The 12599-nt window shown below is 70.5% G+C and carries 11 protein-coding genes and 1 riboswitch; of the genes, 5 read left to right on the top strand and 6 right to left on the bottom strand.

The annotated features are described in order from the left end of the window. Positions 1 to 62: 62 nt before the first annotated feature. The 3 genes from ACFV6V_RS30605 to glyA all read right to left on the bottom strand — a co-directional run bounded on the left by ACFV6V_RS30605 (position 63) and on the right by glyA (position 3481). Positions 63 to 656, bottom strand: a complete 594-nt coding sequence (locus ACFV6V_RS30605) for a 2'-5' RNA ligase family protein (RefSeq protein WP_385571097.1) — start codon at positions 654 to 656, stop codon at positions 63 to 65. A 200-nt stretch (positions 657 to 856) separates the two neighbouring features. After that, positions 857 to 1870, bottom strand: a complete 1014-nt coding sequence (gene trpS / locus ACFV6V_RS30600) for a tryptophan--tRNA ligase (RefSeq protein ID WP_385571096.1) — start codon at positions 1868 to 1870, stop codon at positions 857 to 859. Between the two features lie 333 nt (positions 1871 to 2203). Beyond that, complete coding sequence (gene glyA / locus ACFV6V_RS30595; protein ID WP_385571095.1) at positions 2204 to 3481, bottom strand: serine hydroxymethyltransferase; 1278 nt, start codon at positions 3479 to 3481, stop codon at positions 2204 to 2206. Positions 3482 to 3578: 97 nt separating this feature from the next. After that, a riboswitch (ZMP/ZTP riboswitch) is annotated at positions 3579 to 3669 on the bottom strand. Between the two features lie 171 nt (positions 3670 to 3840). Here glyA and rocD point away from each other — a divergent pair. After that, positions 3841 to 5049, top strand: a complete 1209-nt coding sequence (gene rocD / locus ACFV6V_RS30590; protein WP_385571094.1) for an ornithine--oxo-acid transaminase — start codon at positions 3841 to 3843, stop codon at positions 5047 to 5049. Positions 5050 to 5531: 482 nt separating this feature from the next. After that, positions 5532 to 6746: a beta-propeller fold lactonase family protein gene (locus ACFV6V_RS30585; protein WP_385571093.1), complete on the top strand. Its 1215-nt coding sequence runs from the start codon at positions 5532 to 5534 to the stop codon at positions 6744 to 6746. A 498-nt stretch (positions 6747 to 7244) separates the two neighbouring features. On the opposite strand, the gene ACFV6V_RS30580 is transcribed toward ACFV6V_RS30585, so the two are convergent. Then, on the bottom strand, positions 7245 to 8426 hold the full coding sequence (locus tag ACFV6V_RS30580; protein ID WP_385571092.1) for a glutathionylspermidine synthase family protein: 1182 nt from the start codon (positions 8424 to 8426) through the stop codon (positions 7245 to 7247). A gap of 21 nt (positions 8427 to 8447) precedes the next feature. Then, complete coding sequence (locus ACFV6V_RS30575) at positions 8448 to 8732, bottom strand: hypothetical protein (protein WP_385571098.1); 285 nt, start codon at positions 8730 to 8732, stop codon at positions 8448 to 8450. 139 nt (positions 8733 to 8871) lie between these two features. Here ACFV6V_RS30575 and ACFV6V_RS30570 point away from each other — a divergent pair, with 139 nt between their 5' ends. Further along, on the top strand, positions 8872 to 9729 hold the full coding sequence (locus ACFV6V_RS30570) for a hypothetical protein (protein WP_385571091.1): 858 nt from the start codon (positions 8872 to 8874) through the stop codon (positions 9727 to 9729). Between the two features lie 28 nt (positions 9730 to 9757). Here the strand turns inward: ACFV6V_RS30570 and ACFV6V_RS30565 are convergent, their stop codons facing one another. Then, complete coding sequence (locus ACFV6V_RS30565; protein ID WP_385571090.1) at positions 9758 to 11167, bottom strand: PLP-dependent aminotransferase family protein; 1410 nt, start codon at positions 11165 to 11167, stop codon at positions 9758 to 9760. A gap of 159 nt (positions 11168 to 11326) precedes the next feature. Here ACFV6V_RS30565 and ACFV6V_RS30560 point away from each other — a divergent pair, with 159 nt between their 5' ends. Next, the gene (locus ACFV6V_RS30560; protein WP_385571089.1) at positions 11327 to 11830 is read left to right on the top strand and encodes a carboxymuconolactone decarboxylase family protein; all 504 of its coding nucleotides are present in this window, start codon (positions 11327 to 11329) and stop codon (positions 11828 to 11830) included. 146 nt (positions 11831 to 11976) lie between these two features. After that, entirely contained in the window at positions 11977 to 12369 is a 393-nt protein-coding gene (locus ACFV6V_RS30555; RefSeq protein WP_385571088.1) for a VOC family protein, read from the top strand. Positions 12370 to 12599: the final 230 nt, after the last annotated feature.

Genomic DNA, 12599 nt, shown 5'->3' with positions numbered 1-12599 from the left:
GCCGTCGTCTGACCGGCTGGGCCTGGCTTGACGGGCGCCGCCCACCTGGGCGCGGGTGCCGCCTACCTGGGCGCGGGCGCCGGGGTGTCCACCGCGGTGCCCTGCGGGGGCACGTTGGACAGCCCGGAGCCGCCGCCCTCGAACGCGTACTCCCGCAGCGTGCGCCACACGGAATCCGGACCCTGCTCGTACAGCGCGAAGGAGGCGCAGGTCCACGCCGCCTCGTACCCCGCGAGCTCCTCGTACGCCCGGTCCATGGCCTCCTCGGCGATGCCGTGGGCGATGGTCACATGCGGGTGGTACGGGAACTGGAGCTCCCGGGCCACCGGGCCCGACGACTCCCTGACCTGCTGCTGGAGCCGGGTGCAGTCCGCCGCGCCCTCGACGACCTTGAGGAAGACGACGGGCGACAGCGGGCGGAAGGAGCCCGTGCCTCGCAGCCGCATCGGGAAGGCCCGCCCGTCGGCGGCGACCCTGCTCAGGTGCGTCTCGACAGCGGTCAACGCCGACGCGTCGACCTCGGTGGGCGGGAGAAGGGTGACATGCGTCGGAATCCCGTGGGCAGCGGGATCACCGAAGCCCGCGCGCCGCTGCTGGAGCAGGCTGCCGAAGGGCTCCGGGACCGCGATCGAAACGCCGAGCGTTACGGTCCCCACGTCGTTCTCCTCTCCGGGTCTCCGGCCGGGTGTCCGGGATCCGGGTCGATGGTTTCTCCAGCGGTGGTGAAGCCTCTCCACAGCCGCCAGTGTGACGGCTGCCGCGGGCCTCCCGCCAGGGCCCTTGGTCTGTCCCGGGCCGCTGTGCCTGTGTCCTTGGACTCAGTGCCTGGATTCAGTGCCCGGGCCAAGGCCCCGGCTCAGTGCTTGGCCGGCAGGAAGCCCACCCGCTCGTAGGTCTGGGCGAGGGTCTCGGCGGCGACCGCGCGGGCCTTCTCCGCACCCTTGGCCAGGATCGAGTCCAGGGTCTCCGGGTCGCCCAGGTACTCCTGAGTCCGGTCCCTGAACGGGGTCACGAAGTCCACCATGACCTCGGCGAGGTCGGTCTTCAGCGCACCGTAGCCCTTGCCCTCGTAGCTCTGCTCCAGATCCGCGACGGCGGTGCCGGTGAGGGTGGACATGATGGTGAGCAGATTGCTGATGCCCGGCTTGTGCTCCGCGTCGAAGCGGATCACGGTGTCCGTGTCGGTGACCGCGCTCTTGACCTTCTTCGCCGTCGTCTTCGGCTCGTCGAGAAGGTTGATCAGGCCCTTGGGGTTGGACGTCGACTTGCTCATCTTGCTGGACGGGTCCTGAAGATCGTAGATCTTGGCCGTCTCCTTGAGGATGTACGCCGACGGGACCGTGAACGTCTGCCCGAACCGGCCGTTGAACCGCTCGGCAAGATCGCGCGTGAGCTCGATGTGCTGACGCTGGTCCTCGCCGACCGGCACCTCGTTGGCCTGGTAGAGCAGGATGTCGGCGACCTGGAGGATCGGGTACGTGAACAGGCCGACGGTGGCCCGGTCGGCACCCTGCTTGGCGGACTTGTCCTTGAACTGGGTCATCCGGGACGCCTCGCCGAAGCCGGTGAGGCAGTTCATCACCCAGCCGAGCTGGGCGTGCTCGGGGACATGGCTCTGGACGAACAGCGTGCAGCGCTCGGGGTCGAGCCCCGCGGCGAGCAGCTGGGCCGCGGCGAGACGGGTGTTGGCCCGCAGCTCCGCCGGGTCCTGGGGAACCGTGATCGCGTGGAGGTCCACGACCATGTAGAAGGCGTCATGGGTCTCCTGCAGCGCGACCCACTGGCGGACCGCGCCCAGGTAGTTGCCGAGGTGGAACGAACCTGCGGTGGGCTGGATGCCGGAAAGCACGCGAGGACTGTCAGAGGCCATGTGAAGCATTCTCTCAGGTGCCGCCGACAGTCCGGGAACGGTTTGCGGGCGGGCGTCGCGCCGCACCCGTCACCGAGGGGCCCCGGGCATGTGCCCGGGGCACGGCGCGCCCGGTGGCCCACGGCGGGGACACCTCGCATGCCCGGGATGCGCGGGATGCCGGTGATACGGGCACGAGCGCGGGACCGCGACACGGTCCCGGCGTGCTCGGCGGGTCCGTATGACGATCGCCGGTGAGACGAGGAACACACGCACACACGGCCGGGAGGACGTGCCGCGAGCCGCCCCGCACCCCCACCCGAGTCGGAGGGTGCGGGGCGGGCCGTCCGGCCGCTACGCCGGGAGGCCCGGCGCCGGGTAGGCCGCCATCAGCTCCGCGACCTCCGCACGGATCGCGGCGATGGCGTGCTCGTCGCCCGACCCGGCGGCGGTGACTCCCCGCTGGATCCAGTCGGCGACGGCGGGCATGTGCGCGGTGCCGAGGCCACGGGACGTGAGTGACGGGGTGCCGATGCGGATGCCGGACGGGTCGAACGGCTTGCGCGGGTCGTAGGGCACGGTGTTGTAGTTGACGACGATCCCCGCGCGGTCCAGCGCCTGCGCCGCGACCTTGCCCGGGACGTTCTGGGGCGTGAGGTCGATCAGGATCAGGTGGTTGTCGGTGCCGCCGGACACCAGCGCGAAGCCACGGTCGAGCAGCGCTTCGGCGAGGGCTTTGGCATTGGCCACGACCGCGTGCGCGTAGTCCCGGAACGTTGGCAGCGCAGCCTCGTGCAGGGCGACGGCGATCGCCGCGGTGGTCTGGTTGTGCGGGCCGCCCTGGAGGCCGGGGAAGACCGCCTTGTCGATGGCCTTCGCGTGCTGCTCGCGGGACATCAGCATCGCCCCGCGCGGCCCCCGCAGCGTCTTGTGGGTGGTCGTGGAGATCACGTCCACGTGCGGCACCGGCGAGGGGTGCGCCCCGCCCGCGATCAGACCGGCGATATGCGCGACATCGGCGACCAGCACCGCACCGGACTCGCGGGCGATCTCCCCGAAGGCGGCGAAGTCGATGGTCCGGGGAAGGGCGGTGCCGCCGCAGAAGATGACCTTCGGCCGCTCCTTGAGAGCGAGTTCACGCACCTCGTCGTAGTCGATCAGGCCGGTGTCCCGGCGCACCCCGTACTGCACCCCGCGGAACCACTTGCCGGTCGCCGACACGCCCCAGCCGTGGGTGAGGTGGCCGCCCATCGGCAGGGCCATGCCCATCACCGTGTCGCCGGGCTCGGCGAAGGCCAGATAGACGGCGAGGTTGGCCGGAGAGCCGGAGTACGGCTGGACATTGGCGTGCTCGACCCCGAAGAGCGCCTTGGCCCGGGCCACGGCGAGCTGTTCGACCTGGTCGATGTTCTGCTGACCCTCGTAGTAACGGCGGCCGGGGTAGCCCTCGCTGTACTTGTTCTGCAGGACGGTGCCGGACGCCTCGAGCACGGCGTCCGACACGTAGTTCTCGCTGGGGATCAGCCGCAGGGTGGCGGCCTGGAGCTGCTCCTCGGCTCCGACGAGCGCGGCGAGTTCGGGGTCGGCCGCGGTAAGTGCGGGGTGGGCGTGCTGGGCAGGGAGCGTCGTCATGGCGGGCGTCCTCCGGGCAGGGCGGGCGTTCGGTGTCGGTGTCCCGGGGTACGGCTCGCGGGCCCCGCAGGCGGCGGGGCAGCGGCAGCACCCACTCGGAAGGTGCCCAGGCGGGCGGCACCTCGTCGGTTCTGCCGCACACGGCTTCCCCGCGGTCCCTTCCGCGTACGCCAGTCGCCGTGCGTGCCGCCCACCCTACTCGCCGCTGCCGAAGGCCCTGTCCCGGGTTCCGCGTTTCCGGTTCCTCGTTCCTGGTTCCGTCACTCATGTTTCTTCACGCACCGCGCGAGCGACGATAGAAAGGGGCCACCACCCAGGCCCGGCCCGCATACCCATGCCGCAGGACGAACGGAGACCCCGTGTCTGCTACGGAGAAGGCGATCGCCTCCGCGGAGGCGCACAGCGCCCACAACTACCACCCGCTGCCCGTCGTCGTCGCTTCCGCGGACGGTGCCTGGATGACGGACGTCGAAGGCCGCCGTTACCTCGACATGCTCGCCGGGTATTCGGCGCTCAACTTCGGCCACGGCAACCGGCGGCTGATCGACGCGGCGAAGGCCCAGCTCGAGCGGGTGACCCTGACCTCCAGGGCGTTCCACCACGACCGGTTCGCCGACTTCTGCACCCAGCTCGCCGAGCTGTGCGGCATGGAGATGGTGCTCCCGATGAACACCGGCGCCGAGGCGGTGGAGACCGCCGTGAAGACGGCCCGGAAGTGGGGCTACCAGGTCAAGAGGGTCCCGGAGAGCCAGGCGAAGATCGTCGTCGCGGCCAACAACTTCCACGGCCGTACGACCACGGTGATCAGCTTCTCCACCGATCCGGAGGCACGCGCCGACTTCGGCCCGTACACCCCGGGTTTCGAGATCGTCCCCTACGGCGACCTCACCGCGCTGGAGCACGCGCTCAGCGACAACACGGTGGCCGTGCTGCTCGAGCCGATCCAGGGCGAGGCCGGCGTCCTGGTGCCGCCGGCCGGCTATCTCACCGGGGTGCGGGAACTGACCCGCGAGCGCGGGGTGCTGTTCATCGCCGACGAGATCCAGTCGGGCCTGGGCCGCACCGGGCGCACCTTCGCCTGTGAGCACGAGGGCGTGGTCCCGGACATGTACGTGCTCGGCAAGGCGCTGGGCGGCGGCGTCGTCCCCGTCTCGGCGGTCGTGTCGTCCGCCGATGTGCTCGGGATCTACCGGCCGGGTGAGCACGGCTCGACGTTCGGCGGCAACCCCCTGGCCTGCGCGGTCGCGCTGGAGGTCATCGGGATGCTGCGCACCGGCGAGTTCCAGCAGCGGGCTGCCGAGCTGGGCGAGCACCTGCACCACGAGCTGGGTCTCCTGGTCGGCGGGGGCGCGGTCGACGCGGTGCGCGGGCGGGGGCTGTGGGCGGGGGTCGACATCACCCCGGCACACGGCACGGGCCGGGAGATCTCGGAGAAGCTGATGGACCGGGGCGTACTGGTGAAGGACACCCACGGGTCCACGATCCGGATCGCTCCCCCGCTGGTGATCAGCAAGGAGGATCTGGACTGGGGCCTCGACCAGCTGCGCGCGGTGCTGGCCGGGGAATGACCTGGCGCAGGGCCTCGGGGAGGCGTGCCGTGCCTCCCCGAGGCCCTAAGGGCCCCTTACAGATCAACAACAAAGATTGGCGGGCCCTTTGGAGAACGGCACCTTCCAGCGGGCCTACGACCCTTGGATCGGCCCGCCGGCGGCACACCCGTCCTGAGGCGGCCCAGGCGATCACGTCCCACGCGGAGTGGCCGAGTCGTCGCGGATGTCGGGCGGCCAACCCATACGAGCCACCGGTGGGCGTGAGCGCGCCGGCCATCCCGGGCATCCCCGGGTCCTTCGGTCCTAGGCGTGACCGAAGCTCGGGGTTCGCCGAGAGCCTCGCCGATCGCCCGGCCCCAAGGTGTGTCCCTCCCTACTCCGAAGGATGCACCGAGCGGGCGTGGCGGTACGGACGCAACGGTGATTCAAGGGACCGTTGGCTAGGTTGATCGCTTGCCAGCCGTGCGGGCACCGTGATGGGTGCGCTTGAGGAGGTTGTCATGGCCAGTATTGCAGTGGGCGAGGTACGCAGCCGAGGTGGTGGGCGGTGGGTACGGGTACGCGCCCGTATCGCCGCGGCTGCGGTAGTTCTGAGCGGCCTACCCATTTCGATCATGGCAGCACCGCCTGCCGCCGCCGCGCCCGGCACCTTTGCCTACGTTGCCAATACTCTGTCGGATAACGTGTCGGTGATCGACACGTCGACCAACACCGTCACCACAACCATCTTCGTCGGCAACGCTCCCCGAGATGTGGCCGTGAACCGAGCCGGGACATTCGCGTACGTCACCAGGGCAGCCGCGGACCAAGTGTCGGTGATCGACACGTCGACGAACACCGTCACCACAACCGTCAATGTCGGCGACGGCCCTCAAGGGGTGGCCGTGAACCAAGCCGGAACGCGCGTGTACGTCGCCAACAGCAATTCGGACAACGTGTCGGTGATCGACACGTCGACGAACTCCGTCACCGCAACCATCCCCGTCGGCGACGCCCCCGAAGAGCTGGCCGTGAACCAAGCCGGAACGCGCGTGTACGTCGCCAACACCAATTCGGACAACGTGTCGGTGATCGACACGTCGACGAACACCGTCACCGCAACCGTCCCCGTCGGCGACGCCCCCTCAGATGTGGCCGTGAACCCAGCCGGAACGCGCGTGTACGTCGCCAACACCACTTCCGACAATGTGTCGGTGATCGACACGTCGACGAACACCGTCACCGCAACCGTCCTCGTCGGCGACGGGCCCAGAGGTGTGGCCGTGAACCCGGCCGGGACGCTCGTGTACGTCGCCAACGCCGATTCGGGAGATGTATCGGTGATCGACACGTCGACGAACACCGTCACCGCAACCATCCCCGTCGGCGTCGGGCTGACAGGTGTGGCCCTGAACCCAGCCGGGACACTCGTGTACGTCACCAACACCCTTTCGAACAATGTGGCGGTGATCGACACGTCGACGAACACCGTCACCGCGACCGTCCCCGTCGGCACCTTCCCGCAAGGCCTGGACGTCGCGGCAACACCCGGCTCCTCCACAGCCGACTGCCCCCTCGGCAGTGTCATCACTGGCGGCGGATTCGAAATCACCGGCCCGCCCGCCAGCAACCTCGTCAGCAAGCCTGTCGACGACTCGTGGGAGGTCTCCCTCACGAATGAGTCCACAGAACCCATCACCTTCACCCCGTACGCCGTCTGTGCCCCTACGCCTTAGAAGCCGTTGTCGTACCGATCAGGGTGGAGATCGGTGCGACTGGGGCGGCCCGATCCGGTGATCTCGGGCTGCGACGCGCATGAAGGCAGGGCCTCCTGTTCAGCTCCGGATCGTCGAGATCCGAGTTGGCCAGGAGGCCCGTGTGCTCCAGCCTTGCCGCCCCCACCCGCACCGTCCAACTCGGTTACCCGGTCGTGCGATTGCCTCGCCCACCGGTCTGGGAACGCGAGTGACCGACCGGACCGTGAAACCGCGGCATCCGTCCGACATGCCGGACGCGGAGTGGACGGTGGTCCGCGACGCGATGCCGGTCCCGCCCTGGCCGGAGGGCCGAGGCGGGCAGCCGGGGGGCTACTGCGACCGCCAGATGCACGACGCTGTGCGCCCTCCACCACGAGACAACCCGACGGTCCGACCTTGCCTCACCGACGCCGACATCATGCCTGAGCTGCGGAAACCTACCCATCACGTGCGGTAGGACAGCGGCTTCTCAGCGGCTCAGAGGATCACATGCGGGATGAAGCGGGCGTACTCGTCCGTGATCAGCCCCGTGGACTCGCGGATGCCCAACCCGGCCGCCTCGTTCTCGACCACCCAGGCGCCGAGCACGACCCGGTTGCCGTCGAAGTCGGCGAGCGGCGCCAATTCCTGGTAGCAGCAGGGCTCGTCGCGTATGACGGGGTCCGCGCCCGGCTCGTGGACGGTGACGCCCGCGCCCTCCCGGCCCAGGAGCGGCTTGGCCACATAGCCGGTGGTCGTGGCGAGCTCGCGCGGGCCGTCGAGATAGGCCGGGAGCAGGTTCGGATGGCCCGGGTACAGCTCCCACAGCACTGCGAGCAGCGCCTTGTTGGAGAGCAGCATCTTCCAGGCGGGCTCGATCCAGCAGGTGGTGCCGGTGCCGCCGCCGTTGTCCAGGGTGTCCAGGACATGCGGGCCGAAGGGGTCGGTGGTCAGCCACTCCCAGGGGTACAGCTTGAAGCAGCTGCGGATGAAGCGCAGCCGGTCGTCCACGAACCGCCCGGAGATCTGGTCCCAGCCGATCCGCTCCACCGACAGCGCCTCGGTGCTCAGCCCGGCCTGCTGGGCGGTCTCGCGGAGATACGCGACCGTCATCAGGTCCTCGCCGAGCTCATCGCCGTCGGAGTGCACGAAGTGCACGGGGCCGGGCGGCAGCAAGGGGGCCTGCCGCTTCCAGGCATCCACGAGCCGCTCGTGCAGGGAGTTCCACTGGTCGGCGCCCGGGAAGCGCTCCTCCATCCAGAACCACTGCGGGCTGGCGGCCTCCACCAGCGAGGTGGGGGTGTCGGCGTTGTACTCCAGAAGCTTCGCCGGTCCCGTCCCGTCGTAGCGAAGGTCGAAGCGCCCGTAGAGGGAGGGAAGTTCGGCGCGGCGACGCCAGGACTCGGCGACCCGCCTGGCCACCCGCCGGTCGGTGATGCCGAGGTCGGCGAAGCGTCCCTGCTCCACGATGTGCCCGGCCGCGGCCAGACACATGGCGTGCAGCTCCTCGACGACCTCCTCCAGCGCCTCGACCTCGGGCAGGGAGAACTCGTAGTACGCGCTCTCGTCCCAGTACGGGCGCAGCGAGCCGTCCGGGTAGCGGGTGAGCGGATAGATGACGCCCTGCTCCTCGACGGTCTGCTGCCAGCCGGGGCGGGGTTCGATGGTGTGGCGTTTCATCGGTGCACGGTTGTCTTCTGCTCAGCCGCCGCTGGAGCGGGAGGAGCCGAAACCGCCGGTCTTGACGGCCGACTTGTCGTAGCTGCCACCCGAGACCCTGCCGTTGCTGATGTTGCCGCCGTAGTAGTAGCGACCGTGGCCACTGCCGCCGTCGTCATCGTCGCACTCGTAGTCGGGCAGGACCTCGTATGTCACCGGGTCGATGCACCGCTCGTCCGGCTCGGAGCCGCAGGAGGTGAGCGTCGCCGCGAGCACCCCCATGCCGCCGAGCACGACCGTCCCCGACCTCAGCCTGCGCCGCGCCATCCCCCCGGCCTCCCCGTTCTCGTTCTCGTACACATCTGCGTACACATCAAGCCACTCAATGAACCGCCGCACACACTAGAGGGCCGTGCCGCGCCGCCGTAAGCCTGGTCCACGAAGCCTCCCCATCTAGAGTCGGTTTGTGCACTTCGGGATGTTCTGCGCGGTCGCCTCGTCCATCTGCTACGGCCTGGCCACGGTCTTCCAGGCGATCGCGGCCCGGTCCGTCGCCGACCCGGACGCGACCTCCGGGGTGGACGCGGCCCTGCTGCTGCGCGCGGTGCGGCAGTGGCGGTACGTCGCCGGGCTCGCCCTGGACGGAGCGGGCTTCGCCCTCCAGGTCGTGGCGCTCCGCCTGATCCCGATCTACGCGGTGAGCGCGGCCCTCGCCGCCAGCCTGGCGGTCACGGCGGTCGCCGCGACCCGGCTGCTGTCGGTGCGGCTCAGCCGGATCGAGTGGACCGCGGTGGGCGTGGTCTGCATCGGCCTCGCGATGCTGGGCCTCGCCTCGGGTCCGGAGGGCAGCACTCCCCCGCCGCCCGCCCTGAAGTGGGCGCTGCTCGGCACGGCGTTCGTGGTCCTGCTGATCGGCGCGGCAGCGGGCCGCCTGCCGGGCCGCACCCGGGCCCTGGCACTCGGGCTCGGCGCGGGCATCGGCTTCGGGGTGCCCGAGGTGGCGGTGCGGCTCCTCGATTCGCTGGACTTCAGCAGCCCGGCGCTCTACGCCATCGTCCTCGGCGGCGCCTCCGCCTTCCTGCTCCTCACCTCCGCCTTCGCCCGCGGCTCGGTGACCACGGCGACCGCCGGCCTGGTCCTGTCCGAAACACTGCTCCCCTCGGCGGTCGGCCTCATCTGGCTCGGCGACCGCCCCCGCGAGGGTCTCGCCTGGCTGGCCGTGACCGGCTTCGCGATCTCCGTGGCGGGGGCACTGGCACTGGCCCGCTTCGGGGAGCTCCCGACGCCGCAGACGCAACGGCCTCCGGTGGACCCGGCGCCCTGACGGACTCCGCTACGGCCGTGGTGGGCTCTTACGGCAGCACCCGGCACAGCGCGTCGAGCGTGCCCGACCACGCGCTGTCCGGCGGTGTGCCGTAGCCGACCACGAGGGCGTCGCGCGTGGGCGGCGTGGCGGGATGGCGGTACTGCGAGAGGCCCTCGATGAGCAGGCCCTGCCAGGCGGCTGCCTGGAGTACGGAGGTCTCGGTGCCCGGGGGCAGTTCGAGGACCGCGTGCATCCCGGCCACGATACCGCTGACCGTGATCCCCGGGGCGCGTTCCGCGAGTGCCTCGACGAGCTGGTCACGGCGTCGGCGGTAGCGCAGCCGCATCCCGCGCACATGGCGGTCGTACGCACCGGACACGAGGAACTCCGCGAGCGTGAGCTGGTCCAGCGTGCTCGTCGCCCAGTCCACGGGGCCCTTCGCCGCCACGACCTCATCGGCCAGGGCCTGCGGCAGCACCAGCCAGCCGATCCGCAGGCCCGGAGCCAGGGCCTTGCTGGCCGTGCCGAGATAGACGACCCGGTCCGGGTCGAGTCCTTGGAGCGCGCCGATGGGCTGGCGGTCGTAGCGGAACTCCCCGTCGTAGTCGTCCTCCAGGACCAGCCCGCCCGAGCGCCGCGCCCAGTCCACGATCTCGGCCCGCCGGTCGGGATGCAGCGCGACGCCCATCGGGAACTGGTGAGCGGGGGTGAGCAGCACGGCACCGACATCCTTCATGGCGGCCAGTTCCCCGGTGCGGCTGCCGAGCGTGTCGAAGGGCAGCGCGGGCAGCCGGAGTCCGGTGTCGCCGAGCCGCTCGCGGTGCACGGCGTAGCCGTACGCCTCGACGGCCACATCCCGCACCTTCCGCTGCCGCAGCACCGTGCCGAGCAGCGTCAGCCCGTGGACGAACCCGGAGCAGATGACGATGCGTCCTGGTTCGGCGTACACCCCGCGCGCCCGCGCCAGGTAGTCCGCGAGCGCGGTACGCAACTCGATGCGCCCGTACGGGTCTCCGTACCCGAACGCCTCATACGGCGCGGCCGTCAGTGCCCGCCGCGCCGCCTTGAGCCACTCAGCACGCGGGAACGACGCCAGATCGGGCGTACCGGCCACGAGGCTGTACGCGGGCCGCTGCCGGAACCGGCCGGTGCGCGGCGTAGTCGGCGAAGGAGCCCCGCTCCTGCGCGGAGCCGCACGCCGGGCGACCCGGGTGCCGGACCCCTGCCGTGCGGTGAGCCAGCCCTCGGCGACGAGTTCGGCGTAGGCGTCGGCGACGGTGTTGCGCGCGATCCCGAGATCGGCGGCGAGCGTACGGGACGAAGGAAGCCTGGCCCCGGGCGCGAGCCGTCCCGTGCGCACGGCCTCCCGCAACGCGTCCATGAGCCCGGCGCGCAGCCCCTGGCCGCGCAGCTCGAGGTGCAGGTCGGCCCCGAAACCGGCCCAGTCATCCGCCATGGAGGTGGACCCTACTCCGCCCCACGCAGGGCGCGTCGGCTGTGCGCATGCGGCCTCCGCACCCGCTCTCCCCGGTGCCGCCGCCGAGGCGAGTGGCCCAGTCATCTGGCACGGAAATGGACCATGTCGGTGCGCCATGCCGAGCATATGGTCGATGCCATGACCACGAACCACACTCACCACGAGCTCAACCCCGAACCCGCACCCCGCGTGGAGTGGGCCAAGCACGCCCCCGAGGTCTACAAAGCGATGGTCAGGCTGGATGCGGCAGCACGGAAGGGGGTCGACCCCGTGCTGCTGGAGCTGGTGAAGATCCGTGCCTCGCAGCTCAACCACTGCGCCTTCTGTCTCGACATGCACTCCAAGGACGCGCTTGCGGCCGGGGAGTCCCTCGAGCGGATCATCCAGCTCAGTGCCTGGGAGGAGTCGCAGCACTTCTACTCGCCCAAGGAGATCGCCGCGATCGAGCTCACCGAAGCGATCACCGTGCTGACGGACGGCTTCGTGCCGGACGAGGTGTACGAGAAGGCGGCGAAGCACTTCGACGAGGCGGAGCTGGCGCAGCTGATCGCCGCGATCACGGTGATCAACGCCTGGAACCGGTTCGGTGTCACCACCCGGGCCGTGCCGGGCCACTACACGCCGGGGCAGTTCGCACACTGATGCCGCGCGCCGCCGCGGGGGCGGGTCCGAGGACGGGGTCCGACGACGGTCCGGGGACACGGGGGTGCCACGGACCCTGAGGGCCCCGTCGACGATGCCTATCCTGGGGTCGTGGCCGACGACCGTCTCACCGCGGAGAGCACCCCATGAAGATCCATCTGACCAGTGTCTTCGTCGATGACCAGGCCGAGGCCCTGCGCTTCTACACCGAGATCCTCGGCTTCGTGAAGAAGCACGACGTCCCGGTGGGCGAGCAGGACCGGTGGCTGACCGTCGTCTCGCCCGACGAGCCCGGCGGCACCGAACTCCTGCTGGAACCCGCACGTCACCCGGCGGCCAGGACCTACCGTGACACGCTGGTCAAGGACGGCATCCCGCTCGCGCAGTTCGCCGTCGACGACGTGACGGCGGAGTACGAGCGCCTGCGCGGCCTCGGCGTCCGCTTCACCCAGGAGCCCCTGGAGATGGGTCCGGTCACCGTCGCGGTTCTCGATGACACCTGCGGCAACCTGATCCAGATCGCGACCAGGCCGCAGTAGCCGACCGCCGCACCCGAGCCGACCGGGCGCGGCGCCGTTCACGCTCACGCCCACTCCCCCGGGACATCCGCCCCGCCTCCGTACCGGCCCGCGATACCGCAGACCGCAGACCGCAGACCGCAGACCGCAGCCGAACGCGTACGAGCGGGCGATCCCGGGCCCGTGAGGGTGGGGCCGGCGATCCCGCGGCTAGGGTGGGGTTAGGGCAACCCCACATAATAGGGGGGCCG

Origin of the sequence: Streptomyces sp. NPDC059828, from assembly GCF_042731955.1 — a bacterium.
Lineage (GTDB): Bacteria > Actinomycetota > Actinomycetes > Streptomycetales > Streptomycetaceae > Streptomyces.
This window is presented reverse-complemented; position numbering and strand designations above follow the sequence as displayed.

Excerpts from the sequence above, each read along its gene's own strand:
- trpS (WP_385571096.1), bottom strand. The coding sequence starts at position 1,870 with ATGGCCTCTGACAGTCCTCGCGTGCTTTCCGGCATCCAGCCCACCGCA.
- ACFV6V_RS30580 (WP_385571092.1), bottom strand. The coding sequence starts at position 8,426 with ATGAAACGCCACACCATCGAACCCCGCCCCGGCTGGCAGCAGACCGTC.
- ACFV6V_RS30575 (WP_385571098.1), bottom strand. The coding sequence starts at position 8,732 with ATGGCGCGGCGCAGGCTGAGGTCGGGGACGGTCGTGCTCGGCGGCATG.
- ACFV6V_RS30585 (WP_385571093.1), top strand. The coding sequence starts at position 5,532 with ATGGCCAGTATTGCAGTGGGCGAGGTACGCAGCCGAGGTGGTGGGCGG.
- ACFV6V_RS30560 (WP_385571089.1), top strand. The coding sequence starts at position 11,327 with ATGACCACGAACCACACTCACCACGAGCTCAACCCCGAACCCGCACCC.
- ACFV6V_RS30565 (WP_385571090.1), bottom strand. The coding sequence starts at position 11,167 with ATGGCGGATGACTGGGCCGGTTTCGGGGCCGACCTGCACCTCGAGCTG.
- glyA (WP_385571095.1), bottom strand. The coding sequence starts at position 3,481 with ATGACGACGCTCCCTGCCCAGCACGCCCACCCCGCACTTACCGCGGCC.
- ACFV6V_RS30555 (WP_385571088.1), top strand. The coding sequence starts at position 11,977 with ATGAAGATCCATCTGACCAGTGTCTTCGTCGATGACCAGGCCGAGGCC.